Annotated in this window: 16 protein-coding genes and 1 other RNA gene; 7 read left to right on the top strand and 10 right to left on the bottom strand. The window is 68.9% G+C overall.

The features are described 5' to 3' along the window. From ON38_RS18540 to ON38_RS18520, 5 genes are all read right to left on the bottom strand, one after another. A partial coding sequence (locus ON38_RS18540; RefSeq protein ID WP_039826113.1) for an ATP-binding cassette domain-containing protein occupies positions 1–297 on the bottom strand: 297 nt, incomplete at its 3' end. After that, entirely contained in the window at positions 294–1,028 is a 735-nt protein-coding gene (gene modB, locus ON38_RS18535; RefSeq protein WP_085995446.1) for a molybdate ABC transporter permease subunit, read from the bottom strand. The genes modB and ON38_RS18540, both read right to left, overlap by 4 nt. 101 nt (positions 1,029–1,129) lie before the next feature. Further along, positions 1,130–1,930, bottom strand: coding sequence for a molybdate ABC transporter substrate-binding protein (gene modA / locus ON38_RS18530; protein ID WP_051164948.1), 801 nt, complete (start codon positions 1,928–1,930; stop codon positions 1,130–1,132). Continuing rightward, positions 1,930–2,328, bottom strand: coding sequence for a TOBE domain-containing protein (locus ON38_RS18525; RefSeq protein ID WP_039826111.1), 399 nt, complete (start codon positions 2,326–2,328; stop codon positions 1,930–1,932). The genes modA and ON38_RS18525 overlap by 1 nt, the downstream gene beginning before the upstream one ends. A gap of 57 nt (positions 2,329–2,385) precedes the next feature. Then, on the bottom strand, positions 2,386–2,868 hold the full coding sequence (locus ON38_RS18520) for a GNAT family N-acetyltransferase (RefSeq protein WP_051164947.1): 483 nt from the start codon (positions 2,866–2,868) through the stop codon (positions 2,386–2,388). Between the two features lie 227 nt (positions 2,869–3,095). Here ON38_RS18520 and ON38_RS18515 point away from each other — a divergent pair, with 227 nt between their 5' ends. Continuing rightward, a complete protein-coding gene (locus ON38_RS18515; protein ID WP_051164946.1) occupies positions 3,096–4,220 on the top strand; it encodes a M20 family metallopeptidase in 1,125 nt (374 codons plus the stop codon). 69 nt (positions 4,221–4,289) lie between these two features. On the opposite strand, the gene fabG is transcribed toward ON38_RS18515, so the two are convergent. Both fabG and ON38_RS18505 read right to left on the bottom strand, forming a co-directional pair. Next, positions 4,290–5,042: a 3-oxoacyl-ACP reductase FabG gene (gene fabG, locus ON38_RS18510; protein ID WP_030524016.1), complete on the bottom strand. Its 753-nt coding sequence runs from the start codon at positions 5,040–5,042 to the stop codon at positions 4,290–4,292. A gap of 153 nt (positions 5,043–5,195) precedes the next feature. Then, positions 5,196–5,543 (bottom strand): DUF6463 family protein, encoded by a 348-nt coding sequence (locus tag ON38_RS18505; RefSeq protein WP_245564099.1) that lies wholly within the window; start codon positions 5,541–5,543, stop codon positions 5,196–5,198. Positions 5,544–5,572: 29 nt separating this feature from the next. Between ON38_RS18505 and ON38_RS18500 the strand changes: the two genes are divergently transcribed. Together ON38_RS18500 and ON38_RS18495 are read left to right on the top strand one after the other, a co-directional pair. Continuing rightward, the gene (locus tag ON38_RS18500) at positions 5,573–6,184 is read left to right on the top strand and encodes a TetR/AcrR family transcriptional regulator (protein ID WP_051164945.1); all 612 of its coding nucleotides are present in this window, start codon (positions 5,573–5,575) and stop codon (positions 6,182–6,184) included. Positions 6,185–6,328: 144 nt separating this feature from the next. Further along, complete coding sequence (locus ON38_RS18495) at positions 6,329–6,778, top strand: DUF4870 domain-containing protein (RefSeq protein WP_039826109.1); 450 nt, start codon at positions 6,329–6,331, stop codon at positions 6,776–6,778. 87 nt (positions 6,779–6,865) lie between these two features. Here ON38_RS18495 and ON38_RS18490 read toward each other — a convergent pair whose 3' ends face one another. Then, positions 6,866–7,753: an alpha/beta hydrolase gene (locus ON38_RS18490; protein WP_039826115.1), complete on the bottom strand. Its 888-nt coding sequence runs from the start codon at positions 7,751–7,753 to the stop codon at positions 6,866–6,868. A gap of 111 nt (positions 7,754–7,864) precedes the next feature. Here ON38_RS18490 and rnpB point away from each other — a divergent pair. From rnpB to ON38_RS18480, 3 genes are all read left to right on the top strand, one after another. Then, positions 7,865–8,279, top strand: an RNA gene (gene rnpB / locus ON38_RS34235) — RNase P RNA component class A. A 171-nt stretch (positions 8,280–8,450) separates the two neighbouring features. Further along, entirely contained in the window at positions 8,451–8,987 is a 537-nt protein-coding gene (locus ON38_RS18485) for a hypothetical protein (protein WP_157181808.1), read from the top strand. A gap of 49 nt (positions 8,988–9,036) precedes the next feature. Next, positions 9,037–9,867, top strand: a complete 831-nt coding sequence (locus ON38_RS18480) for an NAD(P)H-binding protein (RefSeq protein ID WP_039826114.1) — start codon at positions 9,037–9,039, stop codon at positions 9,865–9,867. 115 nt (positions 9,868–9,982) lie between these two features. Here ON38_RS18480 and ON38_RS18475 read toward each other — a convergent pair whose 3' ends face one another. After that, the gene (locus ON38_RS18475; protein WP_051164944.1) at positions 9,983–10,372 is read right to left on the bottom strand and encodes a hypothetical protein; all 390 of its coding nucleotides are present in this window, start codon (positions 10,370–10,372) and stop codon (positions 9,983–9,985) included. Positions 10,373–10,794: 422 nt separating this feature from the next. Here ON38_RS18475 and ON38_RS18470 point away from each other — a divergent pair, with 422 nt between their 5' ends. Further along, positions 10,795–11,091: a hypothetical protein gene (locus ON38_RS18470; protein WP_245564098.1), complete on the top strand. Its 297-nt coding sequence runs from the start codon at positions 10,795–10,797 to the stop codon at positions 11,089–11,091. A 137-nt stretch (positions 11,092–11,228) separates the two neighbouring features. On the opposite strand, the gene ON38_RS18465 is transcribed toward ON38_RS18470, so the two are convergent. Further along, on the bottom strand, positions 11,229–11,666 hold a 438-nt coding region (locus ON38_RS18465), incomplete at its 5' end, for a CHAD domain-containing protein (protein ID WP_039826103.1).

Here is an 11,666-nt window from a genome sequence, read left to right as displayed (position 1 = left end):
GAAGGCCACGTTCTCCAGCGCGTCGAGATGGGCGAAAAGTAGATAGTCCTGGAACACCACACCCACCGAACGTCGTTCGGGCGGCACGAAGTCAGCGGGCGGCGCATCCCATATCCGGTCGTCGAGCCGGATCGATCCGGCCGTGAGCGGAGTGAGTCCGGCCAGGGCGCGCAGGGCGGTGGTCTTCCCGGCGCCGTTGGGGCCGAGCAGGGCGACGACCTCGCCCGGGGCGAGTCGCAGGTCCAGGTCGAGGGAGAAATTGCCGCGGGTCACCCGCAGTTCGGCCGTCAGGGTCACAACGCTCCCCGCAGCCAGCGTTCCCGGAGCGCGGCCAGCACCACCACCGAGACCAGCAACAGCACGAGGCTGAGCACGATGGCCGCGGCCGGATCGGTTTCCAGCGCCAGGTACACCGCCAGCGGCATGGTGGTGGTCCGGCCCGGGAAGTTACCGGCGAATGTGATGGTGGCGCCGAATTCGCCCAGCGCCCGCGCCCAGCAGAGGACCGTCCCGGCCACCACACCGGGCAGGATCGAGGGCAGTGTCACCCGGCGGAAGGTCAGCCAGCGGGAAGCGCCCAATGTGGCGGCGGCTTCCTCATAACGCGGATCGGCGCCGCGCAGCGCACCCTCCACCGAGATCACCAGGAAAGGCATCGCCACGAACGCTTCCGCCACCACCACCGCCGCGGTGGTGAAGGGCAGCGCGACCCCGAACCAGTCGTACAGATACCGGCCGACCAGCCCGCGGCGGCCGAGTACCAGCAGCAGGGCCACCCCGCCGACCACCGGCGGCAGCACCAGGGGGACGGTGACCAGCGCCCGCACCAGACCGCGGCCGGGTAGGTCGCCGCGGGCCAGCAGCCAGGCCAGGGGGATACCCAGCAGTAGACACAGCACGGTGGCCAGGCTCGCGCTGATCAGCGAGAGACGCAGCGCCTGCCCCACTTCCGCGGAGACCAGCCGTTCGGGCAGATCCCGCCACGGTGCCCGGACCAGCAGTCCGGCCAGCGGAACGATCAGGAACATCAGGGCCAGCAGCGCGGGCGCGAGCAACACGATCGGCCGCCGGCCCCGGACCGCGCGCCGCCGGCGCAGTGCCGCCGCCCGGCGCCGCACCGGGCCGATGCTCACGGGGTATCGAAACCGGCCGTGGTGAACACCGTGCGTGCCTGCGGTGACAGGACGAAATCGACGAACGCCGCGGCCGCGGCGGGGTTGGGTGCCTGCGCCGCCGGCGCGATCGGATAGTCGTTGATCGCCTTCTCCGATTCCGGGAACTCGATACCGGTGACCTCGTCGCCCGCGGCCCGGATATCGGTCCGGTACACCAGTGCGGCATCGACCTCACCCAGCGTCACCTTGGTCAGGACGGCTTTCACATCGGGTTCGCGGGTATCGGGCCGCGGGGTGACACCGGCCGCGGCGAAAACCTCGTCGGCGGCCGCACCGCACGGCACCTGTTCGGCGCACAACGCGATCCGTGGTTCGGGACGGCCGAAATCGGCTAGCCCGCTGATACTGCCCGGATTACCGGTGGGCACCGCGATCTCGAGCCGGTTGGCGACAAAGGTGATCGGTCCGGCGGTGATATCGCCGGAGGCGATCACCTGCTCCATATTGCGCGGCGCGGCGGAGGCGAACACATCGGCCGGTGCGCCCTGCGTGATCTGCTCGGCCAGCGCCGAACTCCCGCCGAAGCTGAACACCACATCCACCCCGGGGTGGGCCTCTTCGAATTGTTCGCCGAGAGTGGTGAAGGTTTCGGTGAGCGAGGCCGCGGCGAAAACGGTGACCTGACCGGCGATCCCGTCGCCCGGACCGCCGGAGTCGTCCGCGGTGTCCTGGCCGGCGCAACCGGCCAGCACGGTCATCAGCACGGTCACCGGGGCCAGCCGGCGTACTACGCGCCCCACAGTCCTCGCCATCATCAGCTCTCCGGGATCTCGACCACCACATGCGTCGACTTGACCGACGCGACCGTCACACTGCCTACCTCGATACCGAGTTCGTCCACCGATTCCCGGCTCAGCAGGGAGACCAGCCGGAACGGCCCGGCCTGCATCTCCACCTGCGCCATCACGGTGTCGGTGACCACCCGGGTCACGATGCCGCGCATCCGGTTGCGGGCCGAGGCCGCCACGGTCACCCCCGGTTCGGGCGCCTCGGCGTGCTGCCGCGCGAATTCGGCCAGGTCCCGGCCCCGCACACCTTTGCGCCCGTTCTCCAGCCGGACCGACGGGAGCCGCCCCTGATCTATCCAGCGCCGCACGGTGTCATCGCTGACTCCGAGCAGCCCGGCGGCCTCCTTGATCCGCAGATACGTCACGAAATGCAGTATATAGCCGGATATGCGGAACGGTTGCTGCGAAAAGCGGTAAACTTCTCAATCGGGCGGCAGGGCCAGGATCATCTCGCTCTCCGGCCGGGGATCGTCCTCGGCACACGGTTTGCTCGCCCCGGTGGGCGTGAACCCGTTGCGCAGATACAACTGCTCGGCCGGCCGGTTGCCCGCCAGCACCCACAGCCGCAGGCTCCGGTGACCGGCCTGCGCCGCCCACTCGATCACGGCGCGGACCAGCCCGTCCGATACTCCCGTCCGGCGGGCTCGGGGCGCGGTCCACATCGACACCAGTTCGGGACCGTTCGCAGTGACGATCACCCCCGCCGAACCCACCGGTCCCGCATCGGACCCGGCCACGAAGAACGGATCCCGCCGCGCGGTCCACTCGCGCCACTTCGTTTCGTCCCAGGTGAGCGCCTCGGTATGGCCGGTGGAGAAGGTGCCGGGTGCCGATCCGGCCAGCGCGTCCAACCGGACCAGGCGTGCGACGCGCCAGTCCTCCGGCCCTATCCGTCGTATCCGCATCCCCCGATGGTGCGGGGAATACAGCTGTGCGGCAACGGAAATACCGCGCGTGTGCCGGGCGCCGCGGCGGGGAGAGTGAGGGCCCCTATCGGAAAGCGCAGGTCCGGGACCGCTACCTGGTGGTGGCGGACCAGCCGTAGCCGGTCGGCCACCGGCACGCCGAACGCGGTCCGGGCCGCCCCCGTGTCACGGCAGGGTGACCGCGGGAATCGTAGGAGGATCAGCGGATGCGTAATGCCGACGACCTGCTGGACGCCGCCGCGGCAGAACTGCCCGCCATGCTGGACCGGTTCCGTCTGCTGGTGGACTGCGAATCCCCGTCGAACGATCCACCGGGCCTGCGGCGCTGCGCCGAGTTGATCCGCCCGTGGCTGTCGGAGGCGCTCGGGCGTTCCGCCCGAGCGACACGTGTAGGCGAGAATATCCACGTCCTGGCCGAAGCCCCTGACCCGCGAGTGCTGGTGCTGGGGCATTTCGACACCGTGTGGCCGGTGGGCACCACCGCCGAACGGCCCTTTTCGATCACCGACGGCATCGCCACCGGCCCCGGCACCTTCGATATGAAGGGCGGGATCGTACAGGCGCTCGCCGCGATCGGACTCCTGGCGGACGCGTCGCATGTCAGCGTGCTGCTGACCAGTGACGAGGAGACCGGTTCGGCGTCGTCGCGGCAGCTGATCGAGGGCCAGGCGCGCAAGGCCGGGGCGGTGCTGGTGTGTGAACCCGCCGCGGACGGCGGCGCGGTGAAGATCGGGCGCAAGGGTCTGGCCGCCTATCGCGTCGCGGTCACCGGCCGGGCGGCCCATGCCGGACTGGAGCCGGAGCTGGGGGTGAACGCGGGCGTCGAGCTGGCACATCAGATCCTCGCGATCGCCGGCCTGGCCTCCGGGGACACCTCGGTGGTGCCGGCGGTCCTCACCGGGGGTACCACGGTGAACACCGTGCCGGAAACCGCGGAGTGCTCGGTGGACGCGCGGTCGTGGTCGGTGGCGGATCTGGAGCGGGTGGACCGGGCGATGTTCGCGCTCACGCCGCGTCTGCCGGGAGCGAGGGTGTCGGTCACCGGCGGTATCGCCCGGCTTCCGTTCGAGGAGTCCAGCGCGCGGGGGCTCTATGGCGAGGCCGAGGCGGCGGCCCGGGAACTGGGGATGGCCCCGCTACGTGCCGTGCGGTCCGGTGGCGCGTCGGACGGTAACTTCACGGCGGCCCTCGGTGTGCCCACGCTGGACGGGCTGGGTGCGGTGGGCGCTCACCCGCATGCCCGCGACGAATATGTCGACGTGCGTGCCATGCCGGAACGGGCCGCCCTGCTCGCCGCCCTCCTGCAGCGGTTGCGACACCGTGCGGGCTGACCTGGGGCCGTACCCGACGGCCGGGCCGTGCGGGATGGCCGGGCCCGGCCCGGCCATCCCGGCACGCGGTCAGTCCTTCGGGCCGCCCGCTACATAGATGACCTGCCCCGAAACGAATCCGGCGCCCTCGCTCACCAGGAACGACGCCGTATGGGCGATATCCTCCGGATAGCCGACCCGGTTCACCGGGATCTGCGCGGCGGCGCCCTTCTGGAAGTCCTCGAAATCCACGCCGACCCGGGCGGCGGTGGCGGCGGTCATATCGGTGACGATGAAACCCGGGGCGATCGCGTTGGCGGTGACGCCGTACTTGCCCAGTTCGAAGGCGAGGGTTTTGGTGAAGCCCTGCATACCGGCCTTCGCGGCGGAGTAGTTCACCTGGCCGCGATTGCCCAGTGCCGAGGTGCTGGACATATTGACGATACGGCCCCACTTCTGTTCGACCATGTACTTCTGCGCGGCCCGGGTCAGCAGGAAGGCGCCACGCAGATGGACGCCGAGGACGGTGTCCCAGTCGTCGACGCTCATCTTGAACAGCAGGTTGTCACGCAGGACGCCGGCATTGTTGACCACGACGGTCGGCGCGCCGAGTTCGCCGGCCAGCCGCTCCACCGCGGCGTTCACCGAGTCCTCCTTGCTGACATCGGCGCCGAGCGCGATCGCCTTACCACCGGCGTTCTCGATCGCCGATACGGTCTCCGCGCAGGCGGCTTCGTCGAGGTCCAGGACACCGACCTGCAGACCGTCGGAGGCCAGCCGTTTGGCGATGGCCGCCCCGATTCCGCGGGCGGCGCCGGATACTACTGCGATCCTCTCGGCCATCAGTTCGAAGTCCTCTCGTGTGGGCGATAGTTCTTACGCCATCTAACAACGTGCGGGGTCGCGGATCGAGGGGACGGCCGGACAAGATCGGCGAGCGGCTGCTGGGCGTGTCGGACAGGGGCGGTGGCGTCCTCGCCTGCCCGTCGTTCTCGCCTACACCGCTGCGGGGGCGGGGTTCCGCCGCCTGATCCAGCCGTGGGCGCCGACAGCGAGGGGTAGCAGGACGGTGAGGAAGCCCGATACGGGCTCGAAGGCGAGACCGAAGGCGGTCAGCGCCGCGGCCGCCGCGAGGATGGGCGCGGTGACGTAACCGTGGGATCGCTCCACTTCGGCAACGGCGACACCCAGGGCGATCGCGGCGACACCGAACGCGGTGAACCAGAACGACAGTGCCGTGTCCTGGTCTCGGGTGACCCAGATGGCGATTCCCAGCACGGTATGGGCCGCCCCGATGGCGATGAGCAGGCTGCCGGTGCGGGGGAATCGTGTTTTAGAATCCATATTCATAAACTATGTCCTAGGCTGTGCCCGTGGCAAGACCCCGGATCTTCACCGACGATCGCATTCTCGACGCGGCCCGCGACCTGCTCGCCGACCCGGCGGTCACCCGACCGGCGATAGCCGCGATCAGCAGCGTCGCCGGTATCCCCACGGGGTCGATATATGTGCGCTTCGCCTCCCGCGACGAGTTGCTCGCCCGGCTGTGGCTGCGCTCGATCCGCCGCTTCCATGCCGGTTTCATCGAGGCGCTGTCCGGCCCCGACCCGCTGCTGGCCGCCGCGGCATACCTGCCTCGATATTGCCGCGATCACCCCACCGAGGCGCGGGCGATGAAGATGTTCCACCGCGACGAGCTGCTCGATATCGGACCTTTCGAGCTGCGGACCGCGATCGGCACCGTCAACGACGAGATGAACGCCGCGCTACGCGATGCCGTCGCCGCGCACCTGGGCCGTTCCGATGAACGCGCGATGGCCGTCGCGGGCGCTGCGGTCAAAGCGATCCCGTACGGCCTGGTTCGCGACTTCATCGCCCGCGCGGCCCCGATTCCCGAGTGGGTCGACGATGTCGTCGCCACCGCGTCGGGCGCTGTCGTGCGCGATTTCGCGGCCGGAGCCGCTGCTCGCCCGGCGTCGCGCTGATTCGGCGAGACCTCGCCCCTACGCCGACCCGGGCACCATGTCTCATCGAATACACCCACCCTGGGTGTGGGTTTTATGCACTCCAAATGGGTATGGCAGCGTCTATTCTCGAAATGCCCCATTCACCAGGCAGTTTGGAATGTGATGACCACTCCTCAGTCCCCGTACGATCCGACGACGGGTAAACCCTATCCCGCGCAGCCCGCGGCCGGCGCCCAACCGGCCTACCCCCCGGGTCAGCAGCCCTATGGCGCGCCGAATCAGGCGCCGGTCTCACCGGCCGATGCCAAGCTCTGGGCCGCGCTGGCCCATTTCGGCGGTATCGTGCTCGGGTTCGTCGCGCCGCTCATCGTCTGGGTGATGTACAAGGACCGCGACGAGTTCGTGCGCCGGCACGCGGTGGACGCGTTGAACTTCCAGATCGTGCTGGCGATCGCCTACGTGGTCTCCGCGGTGCTGATGATCGTGCTGATCGGCTTGCTGCTGTTCCCGATCGTCTGGATCGCGGGCATCGTGCTCTCGGTGCTGGCCGGTATCGCGGCCAACAACGGCCGTGAGTACAAGTACCCGTTCAATCTGTCACTGGTGAAGTAGCGGGTGTCCCCGGGCCGGCGGTCGTGGCGCCGGCCCGGGAACATGCGCGCGGTACCGGATGGGCGCAGTTCGATCCGGTACCGGCGATCAGGGACGCAGCACCGAGGTCAGGAACTCGGTCTGGTCGTGGACGGTCTGTTCGAAGAGATCGTCGAAGTACAGGTCGAAATGACCTGCCGGATATCGTTTCACCACCGCGTGCTTGGTTTTCGCGGCGGCTCGCAGCGCGGGTTTCACCGGGGTGATCGAATCGTTGTCGCACAGGGCGTACAGCACCGGCATCTTCAATTCCTTCACCTGCCGGGCGGGACGGGCGAACAGGATCGAGAAGGCCGCGCGGGCCGCGATCTTGGGCCGGTAGTTCGGGCTCTCCTCGGCCAGCCGCCCGAACCCGGCGGGCACATCCGGACCGGTCATCATCGCGGTGGCACGTTTACGCCCGGCCAGCCGGATCTGCACCGGTTTGCGCGAGAGCGTGCCGAACACCAGGTCCGCGGACGCCAGGAAGCCCACCTTCACGAAACTCCACAGGCCTTTCGCCAGCGCGGAGGAGAATCCGCTGACGAACGGGACCTGTGCCACCACCGCCGCGATATAGGCGTCGTCCGGGGCCACCGCCAGGGCATGTCCGCCACCCAGCGAGGTGCCCCACAATGCGATGCGCGTGGCATCGAAACCGCGCAGGGTCCGGGCATAGGCCACGGCGGCGATCCAATCCTCGCGCTGCCGGGCGAGATTCACCAGCTGCCGGGGGTCGCCGTCGCTGTCCCCGAAATGCCGGTAGTCGAAGACCAGCACCCCCATTCCCGCCGCGGCGAACCGCCGCGCGAACCGATCCAGTCCCATTTCCCGGTTGGCCCCCAACCCGTGCCCCATCACGACGATGGGGCGCGGTTTGGGTGGGCCGGCCGGTAGGTACAACCAGCCGGCACATTTCTGACCTCCCGACGGGAAGCCGACCTCGACACGCTCCATGATCATCGACCGTAACCGGTTATCGGTCCGGAGGAGTCATCCAGCCTTGGCAGGAGTGCGCCGGACCGGGGCCGGGAAGCCGATCGCCACCGAGTATCCTGGTGCGGCGGATGAGTCGGCCGGGCGGTCGCGGCGCCGGGAACGGACACCCCAGTGGTGTCACGCTCGGCGCCGAGGAAAGTCCGGACTCCACAGAGCAGGGCGGTTGCTAACGGCAACCCGGGGTGACCCGCGGGACAGTGCCACAGAAAACAGACCGCCCACGGCCCGTGCGGGTCGTGCGGTAAGGGTGAAACGGTGCGGTAAGAGCGCACCAGCGCCCCGGGTGACCGGGGCGGCTCGGTAAACCCCGCCCGGAGCAAGGTCGAAGATCGCACCTCGCGGTGCGGTTGCGCAGGTGTTCGAGGGCTGCTCGCCCGAGCCTGCGGGTGGACCGCTCGAGGTACCCGGCGACGGTGTGCCCAGATGGATGGCCGCCCCCCGGTGCGAACCGGGGACAGGATCCGGCTTATGGCCGGCTCGTCCGCGCCGCATCCCTCGGTCCTGAGGCGAGTACCCCAGCGCGTGCCGGACCCGGGTGCCGGGGTCGTTCCCCGGTGGTGGTGGCCGGGAAACCGGACGGCGGGGGAACCGGGCGTAGCATCTTGGTTTCACAGCGGGGGCGCCGAGTGCCCCGTGCCGTCACCAGGGAAACAGGATGAGAGCCAGCCAATTCGCCGCTTTTGCGGTCGGGGCCGCCGTGTGCGCACTGTCGGCCTGCGCCGCCGATGACGCACCCACCACCGAGGCCCAGCCCTTGACGATCGTCGCCAGTGAGGAGACCTCGGCGGCGAGTGTGCCCCCCGCGACGAAGACGCGCGGGCTGTACGACCCGACCGAGACCGCGGTCGGCCAGTCCGGTCTGGCGGCGTTCATCGTGTCGGTGGAGGAGGTGAACTCGCAGGAGGGGCCGGTCACCGTGTTCACCCTGCAGATCGAGAACAACACCGACGATGTGTGGAACGGCAAGAACTGGACGACGCCGACCGTGGTGTACGGCGCCGCGGGCACCCCGGCTCCACACGTCAAGTCGCCGACGGAAGGGTTCGGTGACGGTGTGCAGGGATTGATCCCGCCCGGTAGCCGCCAGACGGTGAAACATGCGTACAAAGTGACCAAGGCACAGCTGAATCCGGCGGTGGTGACCGCCGGCAGTGTGCTGTGGCAGGGCGATTTCTCGACGTTCCACCGTTGAGCCCGCCTCGGCGGACAGTGACTTCCGCAGGCGCGGGGAGGAGATGAGTATGGCGATTCTGGTCACCGGTGCCACCGGGAACATCGGCCGCAAGGTCGTCGATCAGCTGGTACGACGGGGTGCGAGGGATATCCGCGCGCTCACCGTCGACCCGGCCAAGGCCGCGCTTCCGGCCGGTGTCGAAGCGGTTCGCGGATACCTGCGCAGGCCTGCCACGCTGCCGGCCGCGTTCGACGGAGTGGACCGTATGTACCTGGCGTCGATTCACGACGGGGTGGACGAGGTGGTCGAGGTCGCCCGCGCCGCGGGGGTGCGCCATATCGTCGACCTGTCCGGGGAGCCGGACAGCTGGTGGGGCGCGATCGCGACGGCGGTCGAGGGCAGCGGGATCGCCTGGACTCATCTGTGGCCGGGCGATTTCATGGAGAACACGGGGATGTGGGCGCAGCAGATCGAGGCGACCGGCACGGTGCGCGAACCCGACCCCGAGGCCGGTAGCACGCCGATCGCCATGGACGATATCGCGGCGGTCGCCGCCGCGGCGCTGACCGAGGACGGTCATCGGGGGCGGGCCTACGAGCTGACCGGTCCGGAGAAATTGAGTCGGGCCGAACTGGTCCGGCAGATCGCCGCCGCACTGGGCCGCCCGATCGATTTCGTGCGTGCCACCCCCGAGGAGACCGTTCGGGCGCTGCGCCCGGCGATGGGCGACAACGCGCAATGGTATGTCGACAATGTCCTCATCGGACTGGACGAGCACACGCTGCCGCCGAACCGGGTGGTCGAAGAAATTGTGGGCCGCCCGGCGACGACCTTCGCGCAATGGGCCGCGCGATATGCGACCGAATTCTTCGGCGGGGCCGGTTCGCACGGGCGTTGATCGGAAAATCCACTGTTTCGCCCGGACTGCTCGATTCGTGCCACTCGTCCTTTTCCGGTGAATTCCACGGCGTGTCGCGCCGGCGATATTCACCGGGCCGCGGATCGGTGTGTGGCTATCGACCCGAGCACATGACGGCGACCATCTGATACACGGCCTGTGTTTCGGCGTCGGTCGCTTCGGTGGTGCCGGCCGCGAGCCGGTCGGACAGGGCGGGGACGACCTCGTCCTCCGGCTCGCCGGCCCGGATCTCGGCGCAGGTTTCGGTGAAGATCCCGGTGATCGCCGCATCGTCGCGGCCTTCGGCCAGACCGGGGAAGGCGCCGCGGAAACCGATCACGAAGGAACCGGCCTTGACCTGGTCTATCTGTGCGTTATCGGGAGACGCGGCGGCTGTCGTCGGAGAGGCCGCGGGCGCCGGGTCGGCGCCGTCGCTTCCGCAGGCGGCGACGGCGGGCGCGACCGCGACGAGGACGGCGGTGAGTAAGGGCAGAGAGCTGTGCACGTGCCGGATGGTAACTCCGCGAGATGGACACCGTCCCCCGCCGGGCGGGGGACGACGTTCATCCAGCGGCCACTCAGGCCGAGGGACCGATCACGAACATCTGCGCGAGGGACGCAGCCTGCTGCGGACCGACGAGGGGGAGCAGATAGTCATAGATGAGAGTGGACATACGTGAGGAAACTCCAGCTGGGATGTAGTCGGACGCTTACGGTTCGCCACAGTATCAGTTGCCCGGTGTGAACGATCTTTTCCGGCGGGATTCGTGCAGAACTGGCATAAATGGTGATTGCCGTCATAAAGTATGCGGGGTCGGCAGGCTCGCCCGGTGCCCTGGAGTTCGCGGAACGAGCCGATTCATACCTATCGGAAGACAGGTCACAACTCATATGCGGGTAGCACGTACCTTGGCAACCGGAGCTTTGATGGCCGGGGCCGCATCTGTTCTCGCTACCGTGGGCGCCGGCTCGGCCGGTGCCGTCGCGGTGACACCGCTGCCCGGTGGAGTGCGGGTGGACCTCAGCCCGGCGGATACCCGCTGGGTGGATCAGAACAATATCGGGCAGATGGTCGCGGGCATTCCGCATCCGTCGGCTCCGTCGTTCGGTCAGGCGCTGGACGCGGCCGCGGCCGTTTCCGCCGCCCAGCCCAACGGCCGGGTGGTTTTCACGGTGTTCGGTCCGCTGCACGAACTGAGCGGCTCGATGCTGGCGTTGCAGTAGTTCGTACGGATTTCCGTACCGTCGGGCCGGTACCGGGGCAACCCGGTACCGGCACGGTCCGTTTCCGGCCGGGCTCGACGGTCCTCGCCGGCTCCCCGAACAGCTTCGGCCAGTGCGGTTTTCGACAGACCGGTGTCTCAGGCCGTGTCGATGGCGGCGGCCGCCGCGGGATACTGCGCCAGGCACCGACCGGCCGCGATGTCCTCGGCATCGGCGAGTGTCTCGAAGAGGGTGGTGTCCTCACCCGCGGCATGGGCTTCGGCGGCGCGGGCGCGCAGCGCGTCGTACGATTCGACGGCGTCCCGGTGATCGCCCAGCACGGTCTGCAGATGTTTGGCGCGTTTACCCAGATCCGCGGCGGTATCGCCGAGTACCGCGGTGGCGGCCTCGCAGGAATACCGTAAACGCTTGGCGCTTTTGCGGATATCGTGCAGCAGTTCGACCCGTTCGGCGGGTGCCACGGTCGGCTCGGAGCGCACCAGGCCCCGCACCCGTTTCCGGTCCTTGCGCAGTACCGCCTCGAACATCTCACCGGCCGCTGTCGCGGCCACCGATTCGCGCAACGGCGGATCGGT

Source organism: Nocardia testacea NBRC 100365 (assembly GCF_000308775.1).
GTDB classification, from domain to species: domain Bacteria; phylum Actinomycetota; class Actinomycetes; order Mycobacteriales; family Mycobacteriaceae; genus Nocardia; species Nocardia testacea.
Note: the sequence above shows the minus strand (reverse complement) of the source record. Positions and strands in the feature narration are given on the sequence as shown.

Coding starts and splice junctions, on each gene's coding strand:
- ON38_RS18520 (WP_051164947.1), bottom strand. CDS start 2,868: ATGCGGATACGACGGATAGGGCCGGAGGACTGGCGCGTCGCACGCCTG.
- ON38_RS18490 (WP_039826115.1), bottom strand. CDS start 7,753: ATGGAGCGTGTCGAGGTCGGCTTCCCGTCGGGAGGTCAGAAATGTGCC.
- ON38_RS18470 (WP_245564098.1), top strand. CDS start 10,795: ATGGCCGGGGCCGCATCTGTTCTCGCTACCGTGGGCGCCGGCTCGGCC.
- modB (WP_085995446.1), bottom strand. CDS start 1,028: ATGTTCCTGATCGTTCCGCTGGCCGGACTGCTGGTCCGGGCACCGTGG.
- modA (WP_051164948.1), bottom strand. CDS start 1,930: ATGATGGCGAGGACTGTGGGGCGCGTAGTACGCCGGCTGGCCCCGGTG.
- ON38_RS18480 (WP_039826114.1), top strand. CDS start 9,037: ATGGCGATTCTGGTCACCGGTGCCACCGGGAACATCGGCCGCAAGGTC.
- ON38_RS18485 (WP_157181808.1), top strand. CDS start 8,451: ATGAGAGCCAGCCAATTCGCCGCTTTTGCGGTCGGGGCCGCCGTGTGC.
- ON38_RS18505 (WP_245564099.1), bottom strand. CDS start 5,543: ATGGATTCTAAAACACGATTCCCCCGCACCGGCAGCCTGCTCATCGCC.
- fabG (WP_030524016.1), bottom strand. CDS start 5,042: ATGGCCGAGAGGATCGCAGTAGTATCCGGCGCCGCCCGCGGAATCGGG.
- ON38_RS18495 (WP_039826109.1), top strand. CDS start 6,329: ATGACCACTCCTCAGTCCCCGTACGATCCGACGACGGGTAAACCCTAT.
- ON38_RS18515 (WP_051164946.1), top strand. CDS start 3,096: ATGCGTAATGCCGACGACCTGCTGGACGCCGCCGCGGCAGAACTGCCC.